The sequence below is a fragment of the Bacillus mojavensis genome (genome assembly GCF_012648005.1).
In the GTDB taxonomy this organism is placed as follows: Bacteria; Bacillota; Bacilli; order Bacillales; family Bacillaceae; genus Bacillus; species Bacillus mojavensis.
Map to the genome: position 1 here is coordinate 2,035,742 of NZ_CP051464.1, position 22,807 is coordinate 2,058,548.

Consider the following 22,807-nt stretch of genomic DNA (forward strand, 5'->3'; position numbering starts at 1 on the left):
CTTTCAGTAATGGCAGCAAAAGCTGATGAATATATATCTTTCTGAAGGAGTTGAGCGTGATGAGCACACTTCAGGAGAAGGTGAGGCGCTATCAGCAAAACACGATTTCAGAGCTGAAAGATAGGCAAAATGGTGACGGTTCTTGGACATTTTGCTTTGAAGGGCCAATCATGACGAATTCTTTTTTTATTCTGCTCCTCACCTCACTTGATGAAGGTGAAAATGAAAAAGAACTCATTTCGGCGCTCGCAGCCGGCATTCGCGAAAATCAGCAGCCAGACGGAACGTTTAACAATTTCCCTGACGAAACAGGCGGCAATATAACAGCTACCGTCCAAGGTTATGTCGGAATGCTGGCTTCAGGATGCTACCATCGAACTGATCCGCACATGAAAAAAGCTGAACAATTTATTACATCACATTGCGGCTTGAGGAATATTCATTTCATGACAAAATGGATGCTTGCAGCAAACAGCCTTTACCCTTGGCCCGCATTATATGTACCATTGTCGCTTTTAGCAATTCCCCCAACATTCCCGGTTCATTTCTATCAGTTCAGCACCTATGCCCGTATTCACTTTGCGCCGATGGCTGTCACACTCAATCAGCGATACACACTAAAAAACCGCAATATTCAATCTCTCCGCCACCTCGACCCGCACATGACAAAAAACCCTTTGACATGGCTCCGTTCTGATGCTTTCGAGGAGAGAGACCTCTCTTCTGTTCTGACTCATTGGAAGCGGCTTTTTCGTGCACCCTTTGCTCTTCAGGAGCTTGGCTTACACACTGCTAAAACATATATGCTTGACCGAATTGAAGAAGACGGCACACTGTACAGTTATGCAAGCGCCACAATATTTATGGTATACAGCCTTCTGTCACTTGGTGTGTCACGCCATTCACCGGTCATCCGAAGGGCCATTAATGGCATCAAAGCATTGGTGACTGAATGTGGCGGCATTCCTTATTTAGAAAATTCCACTTCCACTGTTTGGGATACTGCATTAATCACTTATGCGCTTCAGCAAAACGGCGTTGCCGAAACAGACGGTACAATTACAAAAGCCGTTTCTTTTTTACAAAAGCGGCAGCATACCAAGATAGCAGATTGGTCTGTCAACAATCCAAACGTATCTCCAGGCGGCTGGGGATTTTCAAATATTAACACGAATAACCCTGATTGTGACGACACTGCAGCCGTCTTAAAAGCAATTCCCCGCAGCTTCTCTCCTTTTTCTTGGGAGCGAGGCGTGGCTTGGCTTTTATCGATGCAGAACAATGATGGAGGGTTTTCCGCCTTTGAAAAAAATGTGAACCACCCTCTTATCCGCCACCTCCCGCTTGAATCCGCCGAGGATGCGGCTGTTGATCCCTCAACCGCCGACCTTACCGGGCGTGTGCTGCACTTTTTAGGTGAAAAAGCCGGCTTTTCAGTAAAACATCACCACATTCAGCGTGCTGTGAACTGGCTTTATGAAAATCAGGAACATAATGGATCTTGGTACGGACGTTGGGGTGTTTGCTACATTTACGGCACATGGGCTGCCTTAACCGGCATGCACGCCTGCGGAGTTGTTCGAACCCACCCTTCGATACAAAAGGCAATCCGGTGGCTCAAAACCATACAAAATGATGACGGCAGCTGGGGTGAATCCTGCAAAAGCGCGGAGGTCAAAACCTATGTGCCGCTTAAAAAAGGAACCATTATACAAACTGCCTGGGCTTTAGATGCTTTATTGCTATATGAAAAACCCAGTCATCCAGCAATTGTGAAAGGAATGAACTACCTCATGGACAGCAGTTCTCATGACGGTAGAAGCTTGACTTATCCAGTGGGAATCGGGCTGCCAAAGCAGTTTTATATTCGTTACCACAGTTATCCTTATGTGTTCCCTTTGCTGGCTGTCGGCAAATATTTGAATTCTATTGAAAAGGAGACAGCATATGAAACGTGAATCTTATCAAACCGAGATGTTCAATTGGTGTGAAGCCTTAAAAGATCAGATTCAAAAACGAGGACAGCTTGATCAATTTGAGGATCAAATCGAAAGGATGATTGAAGCGCTGGAGGATGACCAGACGACAGAAGAACAGTGGTATCAGCAGGCCGCCACACTCTATCGTGATATTACACAATCAGAAGAAACAGGTGAAAGACGTGCCTTCGTTCCTATAGGAAAACATGTTCTTCCAAAGCTTCCGTACAAGTACTCTGCTTTAGAGCCTTATATTTCACGTGATATTATGGTACTTCATCATACAAAACATCACCAAAGCTATGTTGACGGACTGAATAAAGCAGAATTGGAGCTTAAGAAAGCCAGAGCTTCAAAGAACTATGACTTGATCACTCATTGGGAAAGAGAGCTTGCGTTTCATGGAGCGGGCCATTATTTGCACAGTATTTTTTGGTTTTCTATGCATCCAAACGGAAAAAGACGTCCTACTGGAGCATTGTTTCAAATGATCGATCTTTCATTTGGAAGCTATTCGGCCTTTAAGGAGCATTTTACCCAAGCTGCAAAAAAAGTGGAGGGTGTCGGGTGGGCCATTCTTGTCTGGTCCCCTCGTTCCGGGCGGCTGGAGATTTTAGCCGCAGAGAAGCACCAGCTCTTCAGCCAATGGGATGTAATCCCTCTTTTACCGCTTGATGTATGGGAACATGCTTACTATTTGCAATATAAAAATGACCGCGGAAGCTATGTTGATCATTGGTGGAATGTAGTCGATTGGCGTGAAGCCGAAAAACGTTTTGAACAGGCAAAAGAAGTCGTATGGAAACTCTATTAAAAAAGCCCCCTTTCCAGGGGGCTTCATTTTTTAAAAAATACCTAATACGTGTAAAAATACGATAATGATTGCAACAGGTGAAAGATAACGTATGAGCAGAAGCCAAACCGCAAACCACTTTCGCTTGAGATTTGAGCCGCTTTTCAGCTCGTTAAACAAGTCTTCTTTCGGTATTTTTAACGGTACAAAGATAGAAATCAATAACGCTCCTAACGGCATTAAAATATTGCTGACCAGAAAATCAGCTGCGTCAAAAATGGACATGTGAAAAATGGTGATATCACTTAAAATACCGTATGATAACGCAGACGGTACGCCGACCAGAAAGATAGCCATCCCGCCGATCCAGGCAAATCGTTTTCTTTTACTCACATCGCCTTTAGAAAGCACAGCGACCAAAATTTCAAGCATTGAAAAGGCGGATGTCAGTGCCGCAAATAAAAATAGAATTAAAAATGCTAATAAAAAGACAATTCCAAACGGCATTTGATTAAATACAGTCGGCAGCACATTAAATAACAGGACAGGTCCTTGATCCGGTTTGAGGCCGAATGAAAAAACAGCTGGAAAGATTGCGATTCCCGCCATAATGGCGACAAGAACATTCAAAACCGTAACAGATACAGCAGACTGCACCAGATTTTCTTGTTTTTCTAGATAGGCACTATACGTTACCATTACAGATACACCGACACTTAATAAGAAGAAGGACTGGCCCATCGCATATAATATTGTATTGGCGTCAATAGCGGAGATATCAGGTGTCAGGAAAAACGTAAGGCCTTCCATCGCTCCATGAAGAGTAACTGAACGCACCATTAAAATAATAAATAATATAAATAGCGCCGGCATTAAAATTTGGCTTGCTTTTTCAATTCCGCTGCTTACACCCTTTGCGACAACCAAAATTGTGACCAGCATAAACAGCAGCTGGCCTCCTACAGCCAAATATGGATTTGAAATGGTATTCGCAAACAGCGTATCAAACCCTGATGTATGCGATAAACCGCCGGTAAAGCCTTTAAAAATGTAATTTAAAATCCATCCGCCGACAACGCTGTAGAATGATAACAGAATAAAGCACGTCGCCATGCCCAAATAGCCTATCCAATGCCATTTAGACCCAGGAGCAAGAGATTTATAGGATTGGACGGCATCTTGCTGTGTTTTTCTGCCTATGATGAATTCACCGAGCAATAATGGCAGTCCGATTAATATTGTAAATAAAATGAAAATAAATAAAAACGCGCCTCCTCCGCTGGTGCCTGCGACATATGGGAATTTCCATATCGCACCGAGACCGATAGCCGATCCAGCCGCTGCTAAAATAAAGCCCAGCTTCGAAGACCATTGATTAGCTTCCTTCACCCTATCACTCCTATTTTTCAAAACAGTTTAAAGGTTCATTGTAAGAATATCTACCTATATAGTCAAGAATATTTTGATTAGTTTACATAATATATTTATCATCTATCTACATAGATATATCAGAATACAGTCAATTTATTAATATTGAATTATTCAGAAAATTAATTATAATAGGGGAATACCAAAAAATCTGTAAGAATTTCTGCTGAAGTTCTTGATCAGTGTATGAGGAGTGTTTGTATGGAAAACATCAGAAAGATTAGTCAATTCGCGGGACAAACCTTCGGCATCTGGGTTATTGTTTTTGCCGTACTCGGATTTTCGTTCCCGTTATTATTTTCTTGGATCAGTTCTTATATTACGATTTTTCTCGGCATTATCATGTTTGGAATGGGGCTAACACTGCAAACCGATGATTTTAAAGAGCTGATCAGAAAACCTTTGTACGTCATTATCGGAGTGATTGCCCAATATACGATTATGCCGCTTGTTGCTTTCGGCTTAGCCTATGGCTTGCATCTCCCCTCGGAGATCGCGGTAGGCGTCATTCTTGTTGGCTGCTGTCCGGGTGGAACTGCCTCTAATGTCATGACATTTTTAGCAAAAGGCAACACGGCCCTGTCTGTTGCTGTCACTACAATTTCCACCTTGTTGGCACCTGTTTTGACGCCGGTATTGATTATGCTGTTTGCCAAGGAATGGCTGCCTGTCTCGCCTGGCTCATTATTTATTTCGATTTTGCAGGCTGTATTGTTTCCAATCATTGCAGGCCTAATCGTCAAAATGTTTTTCAAAAAACAGGTCGCAAAAGCCGTTCATGTCCTGCCGCTTGTTTCAGTCATCGGTATCGTTGCGATTGTATCAGCTGTTGTAAGCGGCAATCGGGAAAACCTGCTTCAATCAGGATGGCTTATTTTTTCAGTAGTTATCCTGCATAATGGCATTGGATATTTACTGGGGTTTCTTTGTGCAAAGCTGTTAAAAATGGATTATGCATCTCAAAAAGCGGTTGCAATTGAAGTCGGCATGCAAAACTCAGGGCTTGGCGCAGCACTTGCTACGGCACATTTTTCACCGCTATCCGCTGTTCCTAGCGCGATTTTCAGTGTTTGGCACAACCTTTCAGGCTCTCTGCTCGCTACATATTGGTCTAAAAAAGGTAAGAATCAAAAAGAAGATTCAAACAGCACAGAACTGACTCTTTAACATTCTATTCTATATAAAAAGGTACATCACGTTTAGCCGTGATGTACCTTTTTTGTTTTATCCCTCTAACAAAAGCTGTTCAGGATCTTCTAGTAAGTTCTTAATAGTGACAAGGAATCCAACTGCTTCTTTACCATCTACGATCCGATGATCATAAGATAAAGCAATATACATCATTGGACGGTTTTCAAAACGTTCTTCATCAATTGCGACAGGGCGCAGCTGAATCTTATGCATACCCAGAATACCAACTTGAGGGCTGTTTAAAATCGGTGTCGACATGAGTGAACCGAAAGTCCCTCCGTTTGTAATTGTAAATGAGCCTCCTTGCAGCTCACCAAGGGTTAATTTATTGTTTCTCGCTTTTTTCGCAAGCTCGCCGATTTCTTTTTCAATGCCTGCAAATGTCAGACGGTCTGCATCCCTTACAACTGGAACGACAAGTCCTTCTTCAGCTGCAACAGCGATTCCGATATCATAGAATTTTTTAACAATCAGCTCATCGCCTTGAATTTCTGCATTCAAGAGCGGATATTTTTTCAATGCCGCTACAACAGCTTTAGTAAAGAAAGACATAAAGCCCAGCTTCACTTCATTTTGCTCAAAGAATTGGTCTTTGCGACGTTTTCTGAGATTCATAACAGCCGTCATGTCAACTTCATTAAATGTAGTCAGCATCGCAGATGTTTGCTGAACTTCGACTAGACGTTTAGCAATCGTCTGTCTGCGGCGTGACATTTTTTGCACTTCAACAGGTTTGTCAAAGCTTTGCTGTGTTTTTTGAGCCTGCGGCTGTTGTTTTTGCTGCTGAGGAGCTGGTTTCGCCGCTGGTTTTTCATACGCCTCAACATCCTGTTTGCGCACTCTTCCAAGCGGGTCGCCAGTTGGAACCTGAGACAGGTCAATCCCTTTCTCTCTCGCCAGCTTACGGGCAGAAGGAGATGCAATTGTTCTTGATTTTGCTTCCGTTTGCGCTTCCTGGCTCACTTCTTGCGCCGCTGGTTCAGCTTGCTTTTCTTCTTTTTCACTTTCTTTGCTTTCAGCCTTCTCTGAAGGAGCAGGGGCAGAACTTTCACCCGCGCCTTCTGTAATGGTACCGATAATTTCTCCAACTTGGACGGTATCACCCGAATCTTTCAATACCTCTTGAAGAACACCCGATTCTTCTGCTGTCAATTCAACATTAACTTTATCCGTTTCAAGTTCAAGCAGATATTCACCCTGTTCTACATAATCACCGGGCTGCTTTAACCATTGGGCTATAGTTCCTTCTGAGATTGATTCTGCTAATTCAGGTACCTTAATTTCCGCCATTTTTTCATTTCCCCCTTAGTTTTTGCGAGTCAAGCTATCAGATACAATACGTTCCTGTTCTTTTTTATGAACTGTCGGATCTCCCTCTGCAGGACTGGATCGTCTTCTTCGTCCAATATATTGAACGCTTACTCCTTCTGGTGCAAGTTCTGTCAAATAAGGGCTGATATAGCTCCATGCCCCCATGTTCTGCGGCTCTTCCTGAACCCAAACGATTTCTTTAAGATTCGGAAGCTTTGCAAATAATTCTTTGACTCCTTTTGCAGGGAATGGATACAGCTGTTCAATTCTCGCAATGTGAAGCCACTCTTTCCCGTCTTCTAACTTGTTGAAATGATCGCTGATGTCTATAGATACTTTACCGCTGGATAATACGAGCCGCGTCACTTTTTCATATTCATGAGAAAGTCCTGACTGTTCGTAAACAGGCTGGAAGCGGCTTTCGCTGAGCTCCTGCACTTCAGAAACGGTATTCGGATTGCGCAGAAGGCTCTTCGGCGTCATGATGACGAGCGGACGAATTTCCTCACGCAGCAGCATTTTAGCCTGTCTTCTTAATATATGAAAATATTGAGCGGCGCTTGTCAGGTTGGCAACCGTCCAGTTGTTCTCAGCAGCTAGTTGCAGGAACCGCTCGATTCTACCGCTTGAATGCTCAGGACCCTGTCCCTCGTAACCGTGCGGGAGCAGCATCACTAATCCGGATTTTTGGCCCCATTTTGCGCGTCCGGCAGAAATAAATTGGTCAAAGTACACTTGAGCAGCATTGGCGAAATCTCCATACTGCGCTTCCCACAGGACAAGTGTTTCCGGTGAATGCACGTTATACCCGTATTCAAAGCCGAGAACCGATCCTTCAGACAGCGGGCTGTTATGAACGGCAAATGATGTATCACAATCTGACAAATGGTGCAACGGCACAAATTCTTTGCCTGTCTCACTGTCGTGAAGTACAAGGTTTCTTTGGGCAAACGTTCCGCGCTCAGAATCCTGTCCTGTTAATCGAATCGGTGTTCCGTCTTTCAGAATGGAAGCAAACGCGAGAGATTCAGCCAATGACCATTCCACTTTTCTGTCATCATCAAACGCCTTGGCCCGTCTTTCTAAAATGCGTTTTAGCTTACCGAATACATTAAACGACTCCGGCCAATTGACCAATTCGCCATTCAGCTTGCGGAGCACATCAAAATCAATAGATGTGTCTACATCCGGAAAACCGTTTGAAACAGGTTCCGGAAGTTCTATTTCACAAGCGACAGGTTCCTTTTTAGCCGGCACTTTTTGATAAGCGTCTTCTATGCGTTTCGTTACCGACTTTTCAATGTTTTGAACAACTTCCTCGGTCAGCACCCCATCTTTAATGAGCTTTTCCGCGAAAATATGTTTGACAGTCGGATGCTTTCTTACAGCATCATACAGCATCGGCTGAGTAGTTGACGGCTCATCCATTTCGTTGTGTCCGTAACGTCTGTACCCGATTAAGTCAATCAGAAAGTCCTTGTTGAATGTTTTTCGGTATTCTACCGCAAACTTAACAGCTGAAAGACAGGCTTCAGGATCGTCCGCATTTACGTGAACAATCGGTATTTCATAGCCCTTCGCCAGGTCACTGGCATAGTTTGTTGATCTTGATTCAGCGCTTTCTGTTGTGAATCCGATCATGTTATTGGCGATAATATGAATCGCACCGCCTACTTGATACCCTTTTAAAGAGCTTAAATTCAATGTTTCAGCGACAATTCCTTCCCCAGGGAATGCAGCGTCTCCATGAATTAAAATCGCAAGTGATTTTGTTTCATCCTGAACCGGGTATCCGCTTTGTGTTCTTGTTTCCTGCGCCGCTCTTGTGCTGCCTTCAACGATCGGGTTGATAAATTCCAAGTGGCTCGGGTTATTCGCCAGCGTAATACGCGCCGACTTCGTTTCAGCGTCTTGAAGCTCGCGGTTCGCTCCCAGGTGATACTTGACATCCCCCGTCCATCCGTAGCTGATGCCGATAGATCCTTCAGACGGGACTAAATCTTTGTTCGGCGCGTGCTGGAACTCTGAGAATATGATTTCATACGGTTTGCCCAGCACATGTGCCAGCACATTCAGGCGGCCCCTGTGCGCCATACCGATGTTAACGCTCGTTGTACCTGATTTGACAGATTGTGCGATAATGTCATCAAGCACTGGAACAAGAGCGTCCAGACCCTCAATTGAAAAACGCTTCTGCCCGACGAAGGTCCGGTGTAAAAATTGCTCGAATCCCTCTACTTCCGTCAGTCTTTCCAGCACAGCTGACAGCTTTTCGGCTGAGTTCTTTTGGAACAATTCACCGGATTCAATCTTTTGAGTCAGCCACTCTCGCTCTTTAAAGTCGTGTACATGATCAAATTCAAATGAGATGGTTCTTTTATACGTATTTCGTAAATACTGAATGGCTTCTAAACCGTTCGTAATGTTTTTAGGAGCGTCTTTACAAATGACCGACGCAGGTATTTCTTTTATTTCCTCTTCTGTTAGCCCGTAATCGGATAGTGGAAAGAGCTCGCTCTTTTTCCCATCCTTTCTGAGCGGATTGACGGAAGCGTTCAAATGGCCATAGGTTCGTATATCTTCTGCAAGTCTGATTGCTGATGCGATCTTTTGTATCAGATCGGCTGTAACACGTCCCTTTTCTTTTGTTCCCGATGCCTCTTTTATATCGCTTGGAGGAGCTCCTAGTTCATCGAACATGTCCTTCAGATCCGGATCAATGCTGTTCGGATCCTGGGTGTACTGATCGTAAAGCTCCAGCGCATAGCCGAGGTTCGGACCGTAAAAATCTTCCCAATTCATTCGTTGTTTCATATTATTTTGAAACATTTGAATATTACCCCCAACCTAGATAATCAAGTGATTCATTCACTATCTTAAAATAACTTTCGAACGCTGTGTCCAAAATTATGTAATAAAAACGCTTCCAACGATATTTTACCACTGTTTGCAATTTGATTCTACCTTGATTGTTCACAAAATAGTAAAAAACCTTTATAAAAAACAAAAAATTTAATCATTTACAAAAAGAAACGCCAAAAAGCATAGAATAAAGGGTTATCCTATGCTTTTATGGAGAAGTTTTTTAAGAAGCGGATACAGAACATCCGGAAGCTGATCGACATCCGGGACAAATATACTGAACTTCCCGTACATATCCTGTATCGTTTTCATTTGTGATTCTTCAATTTCTGAGTTGGAGAGAAAAACATTTATGACTTCTATTCCCCTTTTTCGAGCTTCTATAACCGCTTCACTTGTATCGACAATCCCATTTTGCTCATAACCAAATGCGGCCGGCTCTCCGTCAGAGAACACAATTAAGAATTTTTGCGCCTCGCTCCGCTGCAGCATTTTTTTCGTCATTTGCCTGATCGCATAGCCGTCACGGTTGTCTTCCTCAGGTTCAAGCTGCATAATCGCCGGTCCCGCTGCCTGTCTTAAGGACGACTGAAATGGAATTACCGTATTAAAATAGTTCGGCTGACTCGTTTCGGTCGCATCGTTTGTATCCTCCCAGAAGCCGACAATTTGATGCGGAACTGCTACTGATTTCAAGGCTTCATGAAACAATACGATACCCCGCTTCGTTTCATCCATTTTGTCGAACATACTGGCTGAACAGTCGACCAGTAATGTAAAAACAGCGTCAATTTCTGAAGAAGGCTCTTGTTTTTTGTAAAAAAGACGCGGATTCCGCTCCGTAAAATAACGGAGAAGCTTGTTGTTCAGACGGCCCGCGTGGAGGTCAGTCCTTGGCAGCGTTTTTTTGTGTTCAAGCGTTTTTTGAATCATCTGTTTCAAACGCTTCTGATACGATTCGATCGATTTTGCCTGCTGTTTATAAGAAAGCTCTTCATCTTTTGTTGCAGGCTCCGGTTCTTTATAAATCGCAAACGCGAATTTATTTTCCTTTCCGTCGGCAAGACCCGCGCCGTTCGGCTGGTCTTTTTTGGACTCTAGCGCTTCCAGTTTGGAATAGTCTTTTCGTTTTGTCTGTCTAGCTGAACCTTGAACAGAGCCGAGAGCTTGGTCTCCATCGTCCCCTTCACGAGAAGCATCTTTTCCTAAATCGGATTTTGCGCCGTGTTCAATATCAAATTGAAGGAAGCTTTTAGACGGCGCTTCTGTTTCACGGTGCCAAGTCGGCATTTCTTCATCGTGAATATCTTCATCGCCGTCTGATTTTTTCGGAAGCGTTACGTCATCACTCAGCTTCGGCGCTTTTTTCTCTTCTTCAAATAACGGCTGCTCTGCGGCTTTAGCGTAATCTAACTCAGGCAAAAAGAAGTAGGTATTCAGCATGTCTTTATCAAGTACCTCTTCAAGTCCGTCCATGATGTCTTCGACAATTTTCAGAACGTGGCGTGTAGAGTCAGCTTCATACACACGCAAGAGCTGCTGTTCAATAAACGGTCGCATCAGATCAATATCATCACGCATAGACGGGATGGTTTCCAGAGGCGATTCCGCCGTCAGCTTGGTATACATGGCGCAAAAGAGCGCATCCGTAAAAATGCTTCGTTCTAAATTTAAAGTGAGCTGTGTGGAGAAATGTTTTCTGTACATGTCTTTTCGTTTTGCAAATACATGTTTTGTGCCGGGACGCTCGTGTTTGATACATTCTTCAATTCTGATGTCCTCAAGCAGCATAAACAGCTGTTTGGCAAAGCTTTTGAATGTAAGATGCCGATGGATATTATCCAAAAAGTTCGTAAACTCTTGCAGCGAGCTGTATTTAGTTCCGACCGATCGAAGGTAGACATCGCTTTTGAGACCTGCTTCCATATCTTCAGCTGCTCTGTCCTTCCAAAAGTGGCTCATGTAGATTTTTTTTTCAAATGGGTTGTAGTAGGACTGAACGCCATACTCCACTTCCACCGCCTCACTTTTGGTGAGCGTTTTGGCCAAATCGGTCAGCATCATAAATAAAAACGAGTCAATTGTGCTGTCATTAAATTTGATAAATTTCATCGCACATCCCTCATTCAAACAGAGTTTCTGCGATATTTCGGACCGCCGCCTTTTCACGGTCATCGTCAAGCTTTTCTACAATTCCCCGTTCGATGGCCCGTAGCGGCGGAATATAAGCGGCTAAATCACACGTATCAATTAAAGCTCTGATAGATGCCGCTTCTTCAGACACCTGCCCGTTATTGGCCTGAACGATCAAATCAGAAGACAGCGTGATAAACCGGTCAATTAATTTCTCATCATGAAGAGCAGACTGAGACATGAGTACTTGTTTCAGCAGTTCGCCTTTAATATATGGCACATCAATAATGACAAAACGGTTTTTAAGCGCTTCATTCAGCGGTACGGTTCCAACGTAGCCTTCATTGATAGCAGCAATGACTCCAAACCCTTCTTTTGCCCGAACGACTTCTCCTGTAAACGGATTTGTCATCATTTTTCTATAGTCCAATACACCATTTAAGATGGGCAGGGTTTCCGGCTTTGCCATATTGATTTCGTCTATATAAAGAAAGTGGCCTTCATTCATGGCTGTTGTCACAGGCCCCGAGACAAACTCGATCGTTGCCTGGCCAGATTGATTTTCAATGGTTTTATAGCCAACCAGTGCTTCAGCATCCAAATCAACTGAGCAGTTGACACTGTGCATTGGTTTATGAAAATAACTGGACAATGTTTCCGCCAGCTTAGTTTTACCTGAGCCTGTAGGCCCTTTTAACAGGATATTTTTTCCCATCGCCAATGCGATAATGGCATCGAATAAAATGGCTTCATCCTCCGCCTCATAGCCTGATGCCCCGATAAGTGATTGAAATTCTGGAGAAATCGGCTGGCTTTTATATGATAAAAGCTTATTTTGTATATCTTCCGGCAATGTTAAGTGCTGCAATTGAGATGTCATAGACAGGTTTCCTTTCCTATTCGTATTCCATTAACGAGTATACTAAAAAAGCCCCTGTATGCTCAATACAAAGGGCTCCCGCTATATTACTGTTTCTCGTTATTGCCAGAAAGCGCTCCGCACACAATTCGCGCTCCTGAATTTCCGCTCGGATTCGTCAGATAGTCGTCAGCCTGTTCGTGAATAACAAACGCGCTGCCATCGTGGTCGAGAATATTCAATTTGCTTCCTTTTTGTAAAGAGGTTTCAGGCGCATTCATAATAACATCTACTTTCCCGTCAGCACCGACTTCAAGATTCGGAAGATCTCCGGCATGATGTCCCATCGGATTATTGAAGCCGTGTTCTTTGTTCAGCGGATTAAAGGGTCCGCCCGCAGATTCAAAATCCGGCCTGACACATGATCCTTTTTCATAAATATGAAAACCGAGTGAAGCTCCGGGTGTCAGGCTGTGTGCTGAGATGTGAAAATCGAGCCCTTCGTCTTCTGATTCTTTTATTTCAATAAACCCGACTTTTTTGCCTTCTCTATTGACCAGCTGGATCTGATGACTAAACGCTGACGTTTCTATCACCTTTTTATCCGGTACCCGCCGCGGATGGTCAGGCGGTGTTTCCTGACTGCATCCTGCAAGACCCAATGCCGCCACCACGATAAGGAGCAAGAAACGATTCATGCTGTCTCCCCCTTGTTTTTTCTAACAGTGTGGTCAATCATATTCCGATATAAACTAAAAAAAAGCCTTTTAAAAGGCTTTTACATTAGGGCAGCAGGACGTCCTGCCCAAACGCCCCGTCTGTCTAATGTCCATGCTCAAAGTTTAAAAATAGCTTCGTGCTCCTAAGTAGCGCTGTTTCCAATACGAATTGCTGAGATTGGAAATGCCCACACCGTCGGAGCTTGCATGAATAAAATTGCCGCCGCCCAAGTAAATCCCCATGTGAGACGGTCCGGATTTATACGTAGTAAAGAAAACAAAGTCACCGACTGACGGCTGGCTGACTTTTTGCATCACATTCCAGTACCCTGCCGTGCTCAGCCTTGAAATAGATGATACTTTATTAATGAGGTAATAAATATAGCCGCTGCAATCGAAACCGGAAGGCGTATTTCCTCCCCAGCGATACGGAACACCGACATATTTTTTTGCCTCCGTTATCATTCTGTCAATCTTTGTTCCTATTTGAACGTTTGATCCTGATTTGTCTTTCGGGACATTCTTATTGGAATTATTTGATTTAGTCGTTCCTGAAATTGTGAGAATCTGCCCGATTCGCAGAACATCGCTAGACAAATTGTTTCTATCACGAATACTTTGCACAGTGACGCCCAGCTGATTCGCAATCTTCCATAACGAATCACCTGATTTCACTTTGTATGTAGTTGTTGTTGAAGAATTTGAGTTTGACGGCTTTTTTGAACCGCTGCTACCGCTATTGGATGAGCTGCCTTTTTTTATTTTTAATACTTGCTTAGGGTAAAGTGTATCTGATGTTAAGCCATTTAAGGTTTTCAATTCGGCAACCGTCATATTTAAACTGTTTGCGATTTTCCACAGAGAATCACCAAGCTTTACAGTATATGTACTTTTTGATGGACCTGTAGAATTTGAACCGTTGCTTTTTTTCGGTCCATTCGAACCGTTTGAACTGCTTGTCCCTTTAATTCTCAGTTTTTGGCCGGGACGAATCAAATCACTGTTCAGGCTGTTTAAGCTTTTAAGCTCTGAAACACTCATTTTATGATTTTTGGCAATCATCCATAAAGAATCACCATATGCCACGGTGTATGTTGACGTTTTGTTTGAGTTTGATGAGGATGTTTTGCTTTTTTTGCTGCTTTCTGGAACTTTAAGACTTTGTCCGACATAAAGCATTGACGATTTCAATTTGTTTTCGGATTTCAATGCAGAAATACTCGTATGATACTGGCGCGAAAGTTTCCAAAGAGAGTCACCGCTTTTCACCTTTATCGTTTTTGCATCCGCGGGTGCTGCTGCCATCGATGACCCAACAACTGCGGAAACAGCCAAACTGGCTACGATCTTCTTTTTCATTCATGCAACCTCCTAAACTTTTTATGACACAAACAGAAAGAATTAGTATTCCGTTTCCAAAAATGGCACACATACGTTATATCGTCACTTTTTTAGCGTTATAAACAAATTTTTATAGATCCGGCAGCAAATGTAGCTTGGTTCGACCTTAAACCTCTAGATAAACACCTAATATTTTACATAATTTGGATAGGTTTATCGAAAGTCTAAGGAACTATTTAAGCGGGGGTAAAATGATTGGTTTATGTTGATGAAAGAAGCAGATTTTCCTCCTTTTCTGTCTGTTTTTCTTTCAATTCTCTATCAAAGTGTCAAATCCCTTCTTCTGATTGCAACACTGCCCAGCTTTTCTAAACAGTTAAAAGCCTGTCCATTTCAAATGAACAAGCTGAATCCATTATGCATTAGCTGATTGAGTATTGTGTTTAACATATGCAAGAATGCTGACGGCAGCTTTTTCAGCACCGCCTGCCGCTTTCAGTGACTGGCCAATTGCTTTTGCTTTCTTGGCATAGATAGGATTGCTGATCACTTCTTGAATGGTTTCTTTCAGAAGGCTTTCAGACAACTGTTCTTTTTTCAGCACTTTCCCAGCACCTACTTGCTCCACCTGTTTTCCGACAGCGAATTGATCGGCTCCCATCGGAATGACAATGAGCGGTGTTTCAAAATACAAGCCTTCGCTTGTGCTGTTCATTCCGCCGTGGGTGACAAACAAACTGGCTCTTTTCAGGATTTCAAGCTGAGGCACATACGGGCGCACAATAAAATTATGCGGAATATCGTTTAACTCACTTTGTTTAACATGCTTCCCAATGGACAGCACAACTTTTCCGTCAAAGTCTTTGCATACCTCAAGACATTGATTGAAAAACTCTTTTTGATTATTAAAAATAGTTCCCATAGAAATAAACAGCACGTTTTCATTGTTCATTTGATCGAATGGAAAGTCATTGCTTTTGGCTCTTTTTGCAATTGAAGGACCAACAAAAACATAGTTTTCTCCGAATTGCTCTGCCATTGGCTGAAATTCTCTTGACGTAAAGACGATCGTCAAATCTCCATCGGACGAAAAAACGTCAAACGGCTTGGTAATTTCCGCTTGAAACTCGGAATTTAAGGTTTCTGCGAGCTGCTGATAGGATTCGAAATAAGGTGAGTCTTCAAATGGGCTGCTATTGAATGTATCCATCATTTCCTTTAAAAAATCCTCATTCATCGCAAAAGTCGTACATAATGAAAATCTCGGCAGCTTCAGCAGATTGGCAATGATTTTACCGGCCAAGAAATGGTGATCATATATGACATAATCATATGATTCGTTTTTGACTTCATTATAAATATGGGTGGCGATGTCCTTACACGCTTTTAAAAAGGCACATATCATTTCGGCAAAATCTCTTTCCTCATTACCAGTTGCGTTTTTTCCGAAATAATCTTCTCTAAAATCGTTATATTCACGAAATTCAATATCAAGCGCGGTGATTTTTTCTTCGTATTCCTTTACTGCATAGTAAGTAATGTTTTCTCCTCTTGATTTCAGTTCCTTCATTACACCGATAGACGGATTAATATGGCCCTCTCCCGGAAAACCGATCATTAATACATTAGCCATGCGGCCACGCCCTTTCATTAAAATTTATGTAATATTTTATACAGTACTATAAATACAAAATCAGGTAAAGTATTTAACTTAATTAATATTAATCTTATATAACTTTTATACCAGATTACATTTCCCGACTTTCTATTTTCAAGAAAAAAAGCATTCAGTATGGCATGAATGCTTTTGAAAAAGGGTTCTATTTCAGTCTTTTTGTCTCATGAGACAAAAGCAGTTCGGGTCCTTTTGTTTATTTTTATGTTCTCGGCGAGATGAGCGGGTATAACACGCCATCCTTCGCAAACGACATCTTGCCTGTTTCCTCAGAAACAACCAGTACAAGCGCATCTGTATATCCAGACATCCCCAAAGCTGCCCGGTGTCTGGTTCCCAGATGAGTATCCACTTCTTGGGTCGTCAGCGGGAGAACGTTTCCTGCTGAGACGAGTGTATTTTCCCTCACTAATAAAGCGCCGTCATGAAGAGGATTTCCCGGAAAAAAGATGCTTTCAATTAATGAAGCACTGATTTCTGCATGAAGCGATGTTCCTTTTTGAATAAACTTGTCAACCGAGTCTGTCCTTTCAATGACAATTAACGCGCCATGCTTATTTTCCGATAAATTTTTAATCGCCTTGGCCAGTTCCACAAATGACGGTGTAAATTGTTCAATGTATGATTGCAAATAAAAGGATGAGGCGATGCCATGCATATTCTGAAAAATACGTCCCAAATCATCCAATTCACAAAGGAGGCATTGATCTTTTTCATGAAGCGTTTTCAAAATAAGAGAAGCATCCCCTAATATCTGTTCTAAATGCGATTGTATCTTTGCCGTGAATACACTTTCTGTCATCTGTTCGTAATGCATGGGCCTTCATCTCCTTTTCATATTTTCAACTTTGCACGCATGCTTATCTTATTGATGCACATTCTATTGGTAAAGGAGGTATGTAAAGAATGGAAATGGAAAGAATCATTCAGTATATCTGCACCTTTTTAGGCGTTATTTCGCTTTCTTTTATTTATGCCCAAATGTTTAGAAAAACGAAACCGACAAAAAAAGAATAGGCCAGGCGTTCATTGCTTTTTATACATAAAATGTTATAATTTCTCTCGTTATGATAAAGAAACGGGGATCAATGTATGAAAGAAACAAAAAACGCCGGACAAAAGGTAAAACAGCTTTTGCACATTTTAATTCCGATTTTAATCACTCAGGCGGGCCTTTCTCTCATAACCTTTTTAGATACGGTGATGTCAGGGAAAGTCAGCGCCGCCGATTTAGCCGGTGTGGCCATTGGATCAAGTCTTTGGACGCCTGTCTATACTGGACTGGCGGGGATATTAATGGCAGTCACCCCAATCGTCGCGCAGCTATTAGGCGCTGAGAATACCAAACAAATACCCTTTACTGTCTTACAGGCAGTATATGTGGCCGCGCTTCTAAGCATCGCCGTTTTAGCGGCTGGATATGGAATAGTTGATCCTGTTCTATCCCGATTGAACCTTGAGGCTCACGTACATGACATTGCGAAGCACTTTTTAGGTTTTTTATCTTTGGGGATTTTTCCTTTATTTGTTTACACCGTTTTGAGATCGTTCATTGATTCATTAGGAAAAACACGAGTCACCATGATGATTACACTATGTTCACTGCCGATAAATTTTGTGTTAAACTACGTATTTATTTTCGGGAAATTCGGCATGCCTGCCCTTGGCGGAGTCGGCGCCGGGCTTGCATCAGCGCTTACGTATTGGTGCATCTGTATCATCAGTTTTATCATCATTCGTAAAGCAGCGCCGTTTTCTGGATATGGCATTTTCCTTACCATGTATAAGTTCTCTTGGGAAGCGTGCAAAAATATGCTAAAAATCGGATTGCCTATCGGGTTTGCCGTGTTTTTTGAAACGAGCATCTTCGCGGCTGTCACTTTGCTGATGAGCCATTTTAATACAGTGACCATCGCGTCCCATCAGGCCGCCATGAACTTTGCGTCACTTTTATATATGCTGCCGCTCAGCGTGTCCATGGCTTTAACGATAGTTGTCGGGTTTGAGGCCGGAGCAGCTCGTTTTAAAGACGCTCGCTCTTACAGCTTTATCGGCATCATGATGGCGGTAGGCTTTTCTTTGTTAACAGCTGCCTGTATCCTTTTATTCAGAGAGCAAATCGCAGGCATGTACACTTCTGATCCGGATGTCCTCCGGCTCACGCAGCACTTTTTAATTTACGCGCTGTTTTTTCAGCTTTCCGACGCAGTGGCAGCACCTATTCAGGGCGCCCTCAGAGGATATAAAGATGTCAATTATACACTTGCAGCGGCTTTTATTTCTTATTGGGTTATCGGCCTTCCTGTCGGATATGCGGTCGGCACGTTTACAGGACTTGGCGCGTACGGTTATTGGATCGGGTTAATTGCAGGGCTAGCGGCAGGAGCAGTCGGTCTGTTTTTCAGGCTGGTTAAACTGCAAAAACGTTATTTATTGAAACAGGAATTTTAAAAGAGGTGATATGCATGGCACAAAATCAGAAATTATATGAGTATCTGTCTCAGCATGCGGAAGAAATAAGTTCAGCATGGTATGAAACAATCGAGGAAACTGACCCAAATTCAATCTATGCATCAACAGACCCAGCCGTCATTAGAAATTTAAAGAGCCAGAACCTTGCTTTCAATTATAAGATCAGCCGTATCTTTATAGATGAAGAAGAGGTATACTTACCCATTCTAAAAGCCTGGGCTTTTGAAGTCACTCAGGATCAAGAGCATTTAAAAACGCCTATCCACTATATTATTCGTGAGTTTGTCAGAGTAAGAGACTTGTTTGTTTCCTATGTGAAGGAATTTGTTCATATCAATCAGGATACCGTGAAAAGCGAAGAAGCCGAGGATTTGTATCACACTCTTATTAAGGCGTTTGATCTTGTAATTCATATTTTTATAGAAGAAATGTACAAAAACACAAGCCTTCAGCTTCAGGCCCAAAAGGATATGATCACTGAATTGAGCGCACCGGTGATCGTGCTGTTCCACAGTGTGGGACTGCTTCCGTTAATCGGAGATATTGATACCGTCCGTGCTAAATTGATCATGGAAAATACCTTGAATCAATGTGCGAAAAAAAAGGTGACGCAGCTTTACATTGACTTGTCCGGGGTAGCGGTCATTGATACCATGGTTGCCCACCAGCTTTTCAGTCTGATTGAGGCGTTGCGTTTAATTGGCGTTTCATCCACATTGTCGGGGATCCGACCGGAAATTGCGCAAACAGCGGTTCAGCTCGGTTTGTCTTTTGAGGACATCTCACTGAGATCTACCCTTGCGTCAGCAATTGCATCCGACTTGAAATTAAAAAAGGTATAAGGTCCCTATAGACCTTATACCTTTTTTTAATCATCCCATTGATATGTCCAATACACTTCTTCTTCAAACCATGTTGCCATAACAGGTTCATTGTTTTTCAGTTTTTCCTCAAGCTCGCGAAGCATACCTTCCGTCTGGGTGCGATGAGCTCTTAACGCGTTCATTTTAATATCTGCTACTTCTTTGATATCAAGTACGACGTCTGCTTCACCAAGCACCTCTTCTCTATTGCGTGTAATAGCCATGCATAGTGTGCGCGGACGGTCTTCTTTCTTTTTGCGGTACAATGCCCGGATGACCGCTTCCCCGCATGCATCATGGTCAGGGTGCACGCCATGTCCCGGATAAAATGTGACAATTAAGCTTGGTTTTACATCATCTATGATTTCTTCCATGATATCAGCTAAATATTCATCATCTTCAAACTCAAGCGTTTTGTCACGAAGCCCAAGCATCCGCAGGTCATTGATATCCATTGCTTTGCAGGCGTTGATAAGCTCTTGTTTTCTTAATAATGGCAAGGTTTCCCGGTTAGCAAAAAATGGATCTCCCATATTTCTGCCCATTTCGCCTAACGTAGCGCAAGCATATGTAACGGGCACCTCTTTTTTTCTGTTTAAAGCTATCAGACCCGCCACACCGTATGATTCGTCATCAGGGTGAGGCAGGATTACAAGCACGTGTTCTTTCATCATTTTTTCACCCTTTTCTTTAAACTGTGAACGGTTTTTCACTGATTTGAAGTGAAATAGCAAGTTTCCCGCCCGGCAAGTGTCCTGCCATTAATAAGCGGTTTTCTTCATCAACTGTATACTCAGTCAGGCCTTCAGCATAAATCCAGCCTTCTTCTGTTTTTAAGCCGACCCTGTAAGGCCCGCTCCCTTTGATTTTAGCTTGATGATAGGTTACTTTTGCATTGCGTATATAAGCAACAACCGTCATGTTTTTTTCATTTAAATGTGCCGAGTAAGAACCGGTTGTGGTTTCTAAATGGATATATACAGGGCGGTCCGCATATCGTTCTAAAGATGCTTGCACATCTTCTTTTATGATTGCTTTCATAATTGCTCCCCTCTTTCTTCTTTTAAATACTGTACGCGTTCTGTATGTAATTTGACCAGTTGATATTTGACAGCCGGTTCCAGCTGTGAATTCACAATGCGCTGTATAGCGGCATAATATTTTTCCAGCATAGATTTACGGAGTCTCGGATGTGTTCTCTTATCCAAAAGCTCAAGATCAATTGCCTCTGTAATCGCTTCTTCATCTTCATTTGAGAAAGAGCGGCTGTTCCATAGCGAGGCGTATGCTTTTCCTATTTCTATATCATTGTCCATCGTCCTGCTCCTTTATGTCTTACATACATGAAATGATTATACATAATATATAGGCAAACTGAAAAGCCAAAGGCTCAATGGCTTTTTGATGCCCGTTTCCATTTTACTTGTGAAAACGTAAACAAGACTAAAGCAGCCCATATACAGGCAAAAGTAAATGCCTTCGAGCTTGAAAATGGCTCATGATAAACGAACAGCCCGATCAGCAAGGTGATGGTCGGTGCAATATATTGTAATATACCGACTTGATACAGCGGCAGCCGCTTCGCCCCTTCAGCAAACAATAAAAGCGGCAGCGCGGTAAACACACCGGCAAAAAAGAGAAGCACCCATGCCCCGCCGCTTTCTGCACCCGCAGGCTGAATATGGCCGCTAAGCAGCAAATACCCCAATGCAATCGGCATAATCATGAATGTCTCCAGCGTTAAACCGATAGCGCTTGAAAGACTTGTTCTTTTTTTGGTAAACCCGTATAAGCCGAAGCTGAATGCAAGCAGCAGCGCGATATACGGAATGGATCCGTATTGAAACGCAGAAATAATTACACCGGCTGCCGCAATCGAAACAGCAACCAATTGAAGGCGATTCAGCTTTTCCTTTAAAAACAAAATGCCGAGAAGAACTGACACAAGCGGATTTATGTAGTAGCCAAGGCTTGCTTCAAGCAGAAATCCATGATTGACAGCCCATATGTATACAAACCAGTTAATCGAAATAAGGATTGAAGCGAGAAATAAGGATAGTATGCCTCCGTTCTTTTTTAAAGACCGCAGCTCATGCCATCCCATTTTCCATTGACGAAAGAAAAATAGCACGATACACATAAAAACAAAAGACCAAATGATACGGTGAGCTAAAATATCAAGTGCAGGCAGCTGTTCAAGAAGCTTCCAATAGAGCGGAAACAGCCCCCACATGGTAAAGGAAACGGCTGTGTAAAGAACGCCTTTTTTTGTTTCTGAATGATGCATATTTTGTCCCTGCCTTTCTTTAGAGCATCTTATATTATATCACGTGAAAGATCGAGCAGACATATACTATTTTGTCCGTGAAGAAAGGGTGTGACGAAGATGTTTGAGTGGAACAAATACTTTCCTTTCCACAATCAATTTTCCAAGGAAGCATTAAAAAAGGCTGATCCAAAAGAGGTTGAGCATTATGTAAACAGTGTAATGGAAAGTGTGTTCGGAAGTGATTCCGCGGCTCAATTTCCATTTCGCGATCCCCTCCCGACTAAAGAAAAAACACAGCGCACCGAACCTGATATAGATATATTCGAAACAGCAGACCATGTGTTTGTAAAGGTTGCAGTAACCGAAAGCCAGCTGGAACAGCTTAAAATTAAACATACATCTCACAGATTACTGATAGAACATTTCCCAGGTTCGATCCATCCTAAAAAAGTAAATCTTCCGTGTCTTGTCAAGCGGAAAGGGACGAAAGCCGTTTATAAAGACGGCCAGTTGGAAGTCATGTTTCATAAACAGCAGGACTACAATATGTCCGAGGTAGAAATAATGCGATAAAAAACGGCCTGCTTCTGTGCAGGCCGTTTTTGCTAATAGAAACCGGGATAACCTCCGCCATACGGCACTGGACCGTATGGTGCACCTCCGTAACCGTAGGGAACAGGCGGATACGCATAGGGACGCGGATAATTAAAAAGAGCACTCCCAAGAAAACCGCCTAATAAACCGCCGACTAAAGGAGCGCCAAACAAAAAAGGGTTTCGTTCCGGGTATCCGGCCGGACCTGGGTTCCCGCGAAGATACGAGTGTTGAGGGTACATGACTTTTTCCTCCTTTATGTCTGCCTATATGTAAGGTATTCATCCAGGAAGAAAAACGATTGGGCTAGAGGCTATT

Annotated in this window: 20 protein-coding genes; 6 read left to right on the top strand and 14 right to left on the bottom strand. The window is 42.7% G+C overall.

Going from position 1 to position 22,807, the window contains the following annotated elements:
• Window positions 1–59: 59 nt before the first annotated feature.
• A complete protein-coding gene (locus tag HC660_RS10440; RefSeq protein WP_168748047.1) occupies window positions 60–1,958 on the top strand; it encodes a terpene cyclase/mutase family protein in 1,899 nt (632 codons plus the stop codon).
• Entirely contained in the window at window positions 1,948–2,793 is an 846-nt protein-coding gene (locus HC660_RS10445; RefSeq protein ID WP_168748048.1) for a superoxide dismutase, read from the top strand. The genes HC660_RS10440 and HC660_RS10445 overlap by 11 nt, the downstream gene beginning before the upstream one ends.
• Before the next feature lie 30 nt (window positions 2,794–2,823).
• Here HC660_RS10445 and HC660_RS10450 read toward each other — a convergent pair whose 3' ends face one another.
• A complete protein-coding gene (locus HC660_RS10450; protein ID WP_010334580.1) occupies window positions 2,824–4,161 on the bottom strand; it encodes a sodium-dependent transporter in 1,338 nt (445 codons plus the stop codon).
• Between the two features lie 240 nt (window positions 4,162–4,401).
• Between HC660_RS10450 and HC660_RS10455 the strand changes: the two genes are divergently transcribed.
• Window positions 4,402–5,367, top strand: coding sequence for a bile acid:sodium symporter family transporter (locus tag HC660_RS10455; protein ID WP_168748049.1), 966 nt, complete (start codon window positions 4,402–4,404; stop codon window positions 5,365–5,367).
• Between the two features lie 57 nt (window positions 5,368–5,424).
• Here HC660_RS10455 and odhB read toward each other — a convergent pair whose 3' ends face one another.
• The 8 genes from odhB to cdaS all read right to left on the bottom strand — a co-directional run bounded on the left by odhB (window position 5,425) and on the right by cdaS (window position 17,108).
• On the bottom strand, window positions 5,425–6,681 hold the full coding sequence (gene odhB, locus HC660_RS10460; RefSeq protein ID WP_010334582.1) for a 2-oxoglutarate dehydrogenase complex dihydrolipoyllysine-residue succinyltransferase: 1,257 nt from the start codon (window positions 6,679–6,681) through the stop codon (window positions 5,425–5,427).
• Between the two features lie 15 nt (window positions 6,682–6,696).
• Window positions 6,697–9,531: a 2-oxoglutarate dehydrogenase E1 component gene (sucA, locus tag HC660_RS10465; RefSeq protein ID WP_168748050.1), complete on the bottom strand. Its 2,835-nt coding sequence runs from the start codon at window positions 9,529–9,531 to the stop codon at window positions 6,697–6,699.
• Between the two features lie 228 nt (window positions 9,532–9,759).
• Complete coding sequence (locus tag HC660_RS10470) at window positions 9,760–11,676, bottom strand: vWA domain-containing protein (RefSeq protein ID WP_168748051.1); 1,917 nt, start codon at window positions 11,674–11,676, stop codon at window positions 9,760–9,762.
• Window positions 11,677–11,686: 10 nt separating this feature from the next.
• Window positions 11,687–12,577 carry an AAA family ATPase gene (locus HC660_RS10475; RefSeq protein ID WP_168748052.1) on the bottom strand — a complete coding sequence of 297 codons (891 nt, stop codon included), beginning with the start codon at window positions 12,575–12,577 and terminating at the stop codon, window positions 11,687–11,689.
• Between the two features lie 86 nt (window positions 12,578–12,663).
• Window positions 12,664–13,254 carry a superoxide dismutase family protein gene (locus HC660_RS10480; protein WP_168748053.1) on the bottom strand — a complete coding sequence of 197 codons (591 nt, stop codon included), beginning with the start codon at window positions 13,252–13,254 and terminating at the stop codon, window positions 12,664–12,666.
• Between the two features lie 144 nt (window positions 13,255–13,398).
• The gene (locus HC660_RS10485) at window positions 13,399–14,634 is read right to left on the bottom strand and encodes a C40 family peptidase (protein WP_168748054.1); all 1,236 of its coding nucleotides are present in this window, start codon (window positions 14,632–14,634) and stop codon (window positions 13,399–13,401) included.
• Between the two features lie 397 nt (window positions 14,635–15,031).
• Window positions 15,032–16,249: a macrolide family glycosyltransferase gene (locus HC660_RS10490; protein WP_168748055.1), complete on the bottom strand. Its 1,218-nt coding sequence runs from the start codon at window positions 16,247–16,249 to the stop codon at window positions 15,032–15,034.
• Window positions 16,250–16,493: 244 nt separating this feature from the next.
• Window positions 16,494–17,108, bottom strand: a complete 615-nt coding sequence (cdaS, locus tag HC660_RS10495; protein ID WP_010334588.1) for a sporulation-specific diadenylate cyclase CdaS — start codon at window positions 17,106–17,108, stop codon at window positions 16,494–16,496.
• 275 nt (window positions 17,109–17,383) lie between these two features.
• On the opposite strand from cdaS, the gene HC660_RS10500 reads away from it, so the two are divergent.
• Together HC660_RS10500 and rsbRC are read left to right on the top strand one after the other, a co-directional pair.
• On the top strand, window positions 17,384–18,742 hold the full coding sequence (locus tag HC660_RS10500; RefSeq protein ID WP_168748056.1) for an MATE family efflux transporter: 1,359 nt from the start codon (window positions 17,384–17,386) through the stop codon (window positions 18,740–18,742).
• Window positions 18,743–18,756: 14 nt separating this feature from the next.
• The gene (rsbRC, locus tag HC660_RS10505; protein WP_168748057.1) at window positions 18,757–19,605 is read left to right on the top strand and encodes an RsbT co-antagonist RsbRC; all 849 of its coding nucleotides are present in this window, start codon (window positions 18,757–18,759) and stop codon (window positions 19,603–19,605) included.
• Window positions 19,606–19,631: 26 nt separating this feature from the next.
• Here the strand turns inward: rsbRC and bshB2 are convergent, their stop codons facing one another.
• The 4 genes from bshB2 to rarD all read right to left on the bottom strand — a co-directional run bounded on the left by bshB2 (window position 19,632) and on the right by rarD (window position 21,913).
• Complete coding sequence (gene bshB2 / locus HC660_RS10510) at window positions 19,632–20,297, bottom strand: bacillithiol biosynthesis deacetylase BshB2 (RefSeq protein ID WP_168748058.1); 666 nt, start codon at window positions 20,295–20,297, stop codon at window positions 19,632–19,634.
• 19 nt (window positions 20,298–20,316) lie between these two features.
• Window positions 20,317–20,667 (bottom strand): YojF family protein, encoded by a 351-nt coding sequence (locus HC660_RS10515; protein ID WP_010334594.1) that lies wholly within the window; start codon window positions 20,665–20,667, stop codon window positions 20,317–20,319.
• Window positions 20,664–20,942: a protein YoyC gene (locus HC660_RS10520; protein ID WP_010334595.1), complete on the bottom strand. Its 279-nt coding sequence runs from the start codon at window positions 20,940–20,942 to the stop codon at window positions 20,664–20,666. Before HC660_RS10520 ends, HC660_RS10515 begins: the two co-directional genes overlap by 4 nt.
• 74 nt (window positions 20,943–21,016) lie before the next feature.
• Entirely contained in the window at window positions 21,017–21,913 is an 897-nt protein-coding gene (rarD, locus tag HC660_RS10525; RefSeq protein ID WP_168748059.1) for an EamA family transporter RarD, read from the bottom strand.
• 99 nt (window positions 21,914–22,012) lie between these two features.
• Here rarD and HC660_RS10530 point away from each other — a divergent pair, with 99 nt between their 5' ends.
• Window positions 22,013–22,468 (top strand): Hsp20/alpha crystallin family protein, encoded by a 456-nt coding sequence (locus HC660_RS10530; protein WP_168748060.1) that lies wholly within the window; start codon window positions 22,013–22,015, stop codon window positions 22,466–22,468.
• Window positions 22,469–22,500: 32 nt separating this feature from the next.
• On the opposite strand, the gene HC660_RS10535 is transcribed toward HC660_RS10530, so the two are convergent.
• A complete protein-coding gene (locus HC660_RS10535; RefSeq protein WP_010334597.1) occupies window positions 22,501–22,731 on the bottom strand; it encodes a hypothetical protein in 231 nt (76 codons plus the stop codon).
• Between the last annotated feature and the right edge of the window lie 76 nt (window positions 22,732–22,807).

Excerpts from the sequence above, each read along its gene's own strand:
- cdaS (WP_010334588.1), bottom strand. The coding sequence starts at position 17,108 with ATGCATTACGAACAGATGACAGAAAGTGTATTCACGGCAAAGATACAA.
- HC660_RS10515 (WP_010334594.1), bottom strand. The coding sequence starts at position 20,667 with ATGAAAGCAATCATAAAAGAAGATGTGCAAGCATCTTTAGAACGATAT.
- rsbRC (WP_168748057.1), top strand. The coding sequence starts at position 18,757 with ATGGCACAAAATCAGAAATTATATGAGTATCTGTCTCAGCATGCGGAA.
- HC660_RS10440 (WP_168748047.1), top strand. The coding sequence starts at position 60 with ATGAGCACACTTCAGGAGAAGGTGAGGCGCTATCAGCAAAACACGATT.
- HC660_RS10480 (WP_168748053.1), bottom strand. The coding sequence starts at position 13,254 with ATGAATCGTTTCTTGCTCCTTATCGTGGTGGCGGCATTGGGTCTTGCA.
- bshB2 (WP_168748058.1), bottom strand. The coding sequence starts at position 20,297 with ATGAAAGAACACGTGCTTGTAATCCTGCCTCACCCTGATGACGAATCA.
- HC660_RS10485 (WP_168748054.1), bottom strand. The coding sequence starts at position 14,634 with ATGAAAAAGAAGATCGTAGCCAGTTTGGCTGTTTCCGCAGTTGTTGGG.
- sucA (WP_168748050.1), bottom strand. The coding sequence starts at position 9,531 with ATGTTTCAAAATAATATGAAACAACGAATGAATTGGGAAGATTTTTAC.
- HC660_RS10475 (WP_168748052.1), bottom strand. The coding sequence starts at position 12,577 with ATGACATCTCAATTGCAGCACTTAACATTGCCGGAAGATATACAAAAT.
- rarD (WP_168748059.1), bottom strand. The coding sequence starts at position 21,913 with ATGCATCATTCAGAAACAAAAAAAGGCGTTCTTTACACAGCCGTTTCC.
- HC660_RS10490 (WP_168748055.1), bottom strand. The coding sequence starts at position 16,249 with ATGGCTAATGTATTAATGATCGGTTTTCCGGGAGAGGGCCATATTAAT.
- HC660_RS10520 (WP_010334595.1), bottom strand. The coding sequence starts at position 20,942 with ATGGACAATGATATAGAAATAGGAAAAGCATACGCCTCGCTATGGAAC.
- HC660_RS10455 (WP_168748049.1), top strand. The coding sequence starts at position 4,402 with ATGGAAAACATCAGAAAGATTAGTCAATTCGCGGGACAAACCTTCGGC.
- odhB (WP_010334582.1), bottom strand. The coding sequence starts at position 6,681 with ATGGCGGAAATTAAGGTACCTGAATTAGCAGAATCAATCTCAGAAGGA.
- HC660_RS10445 (WP_168748048.1), top strand. The coding sequence starts at position 1,948 with ATGAAACGTGAATCTTATCAAACCGAGATGTTCAATTGGTGTGAAGCC.
- HC660_RS10530 (WP_168748060.1), top strand. The coding sequence starts at position 22,013 with ATGTTTGAGTGGAACAAATACTTTCCTTTCCACAATCAATTTTCCAAG.
- HC660_RS10500 (WP_168748056.1), top strand. The coding sequence starts at position 17,384 with ATGAAAGAAACAAAAAACGCCGGACAAAAGGTAAAACAGCTTTTGCAC.
- HC660_RS10470 (WP_168748051.1), bottom strand. The coding sequence starts at position 11,676 with ATGAAATTTATCAAATTTAATGACAGCACAATTGACTCGTTTTTATTT.
- HC660_RS10535 (WP_010334597.1), bottom strand. The coding sequence starts at position 22,731 with ATGTACCCTCAACACTCGTATCTTCGCGGGAACCCAGGTCCGGCCGGA.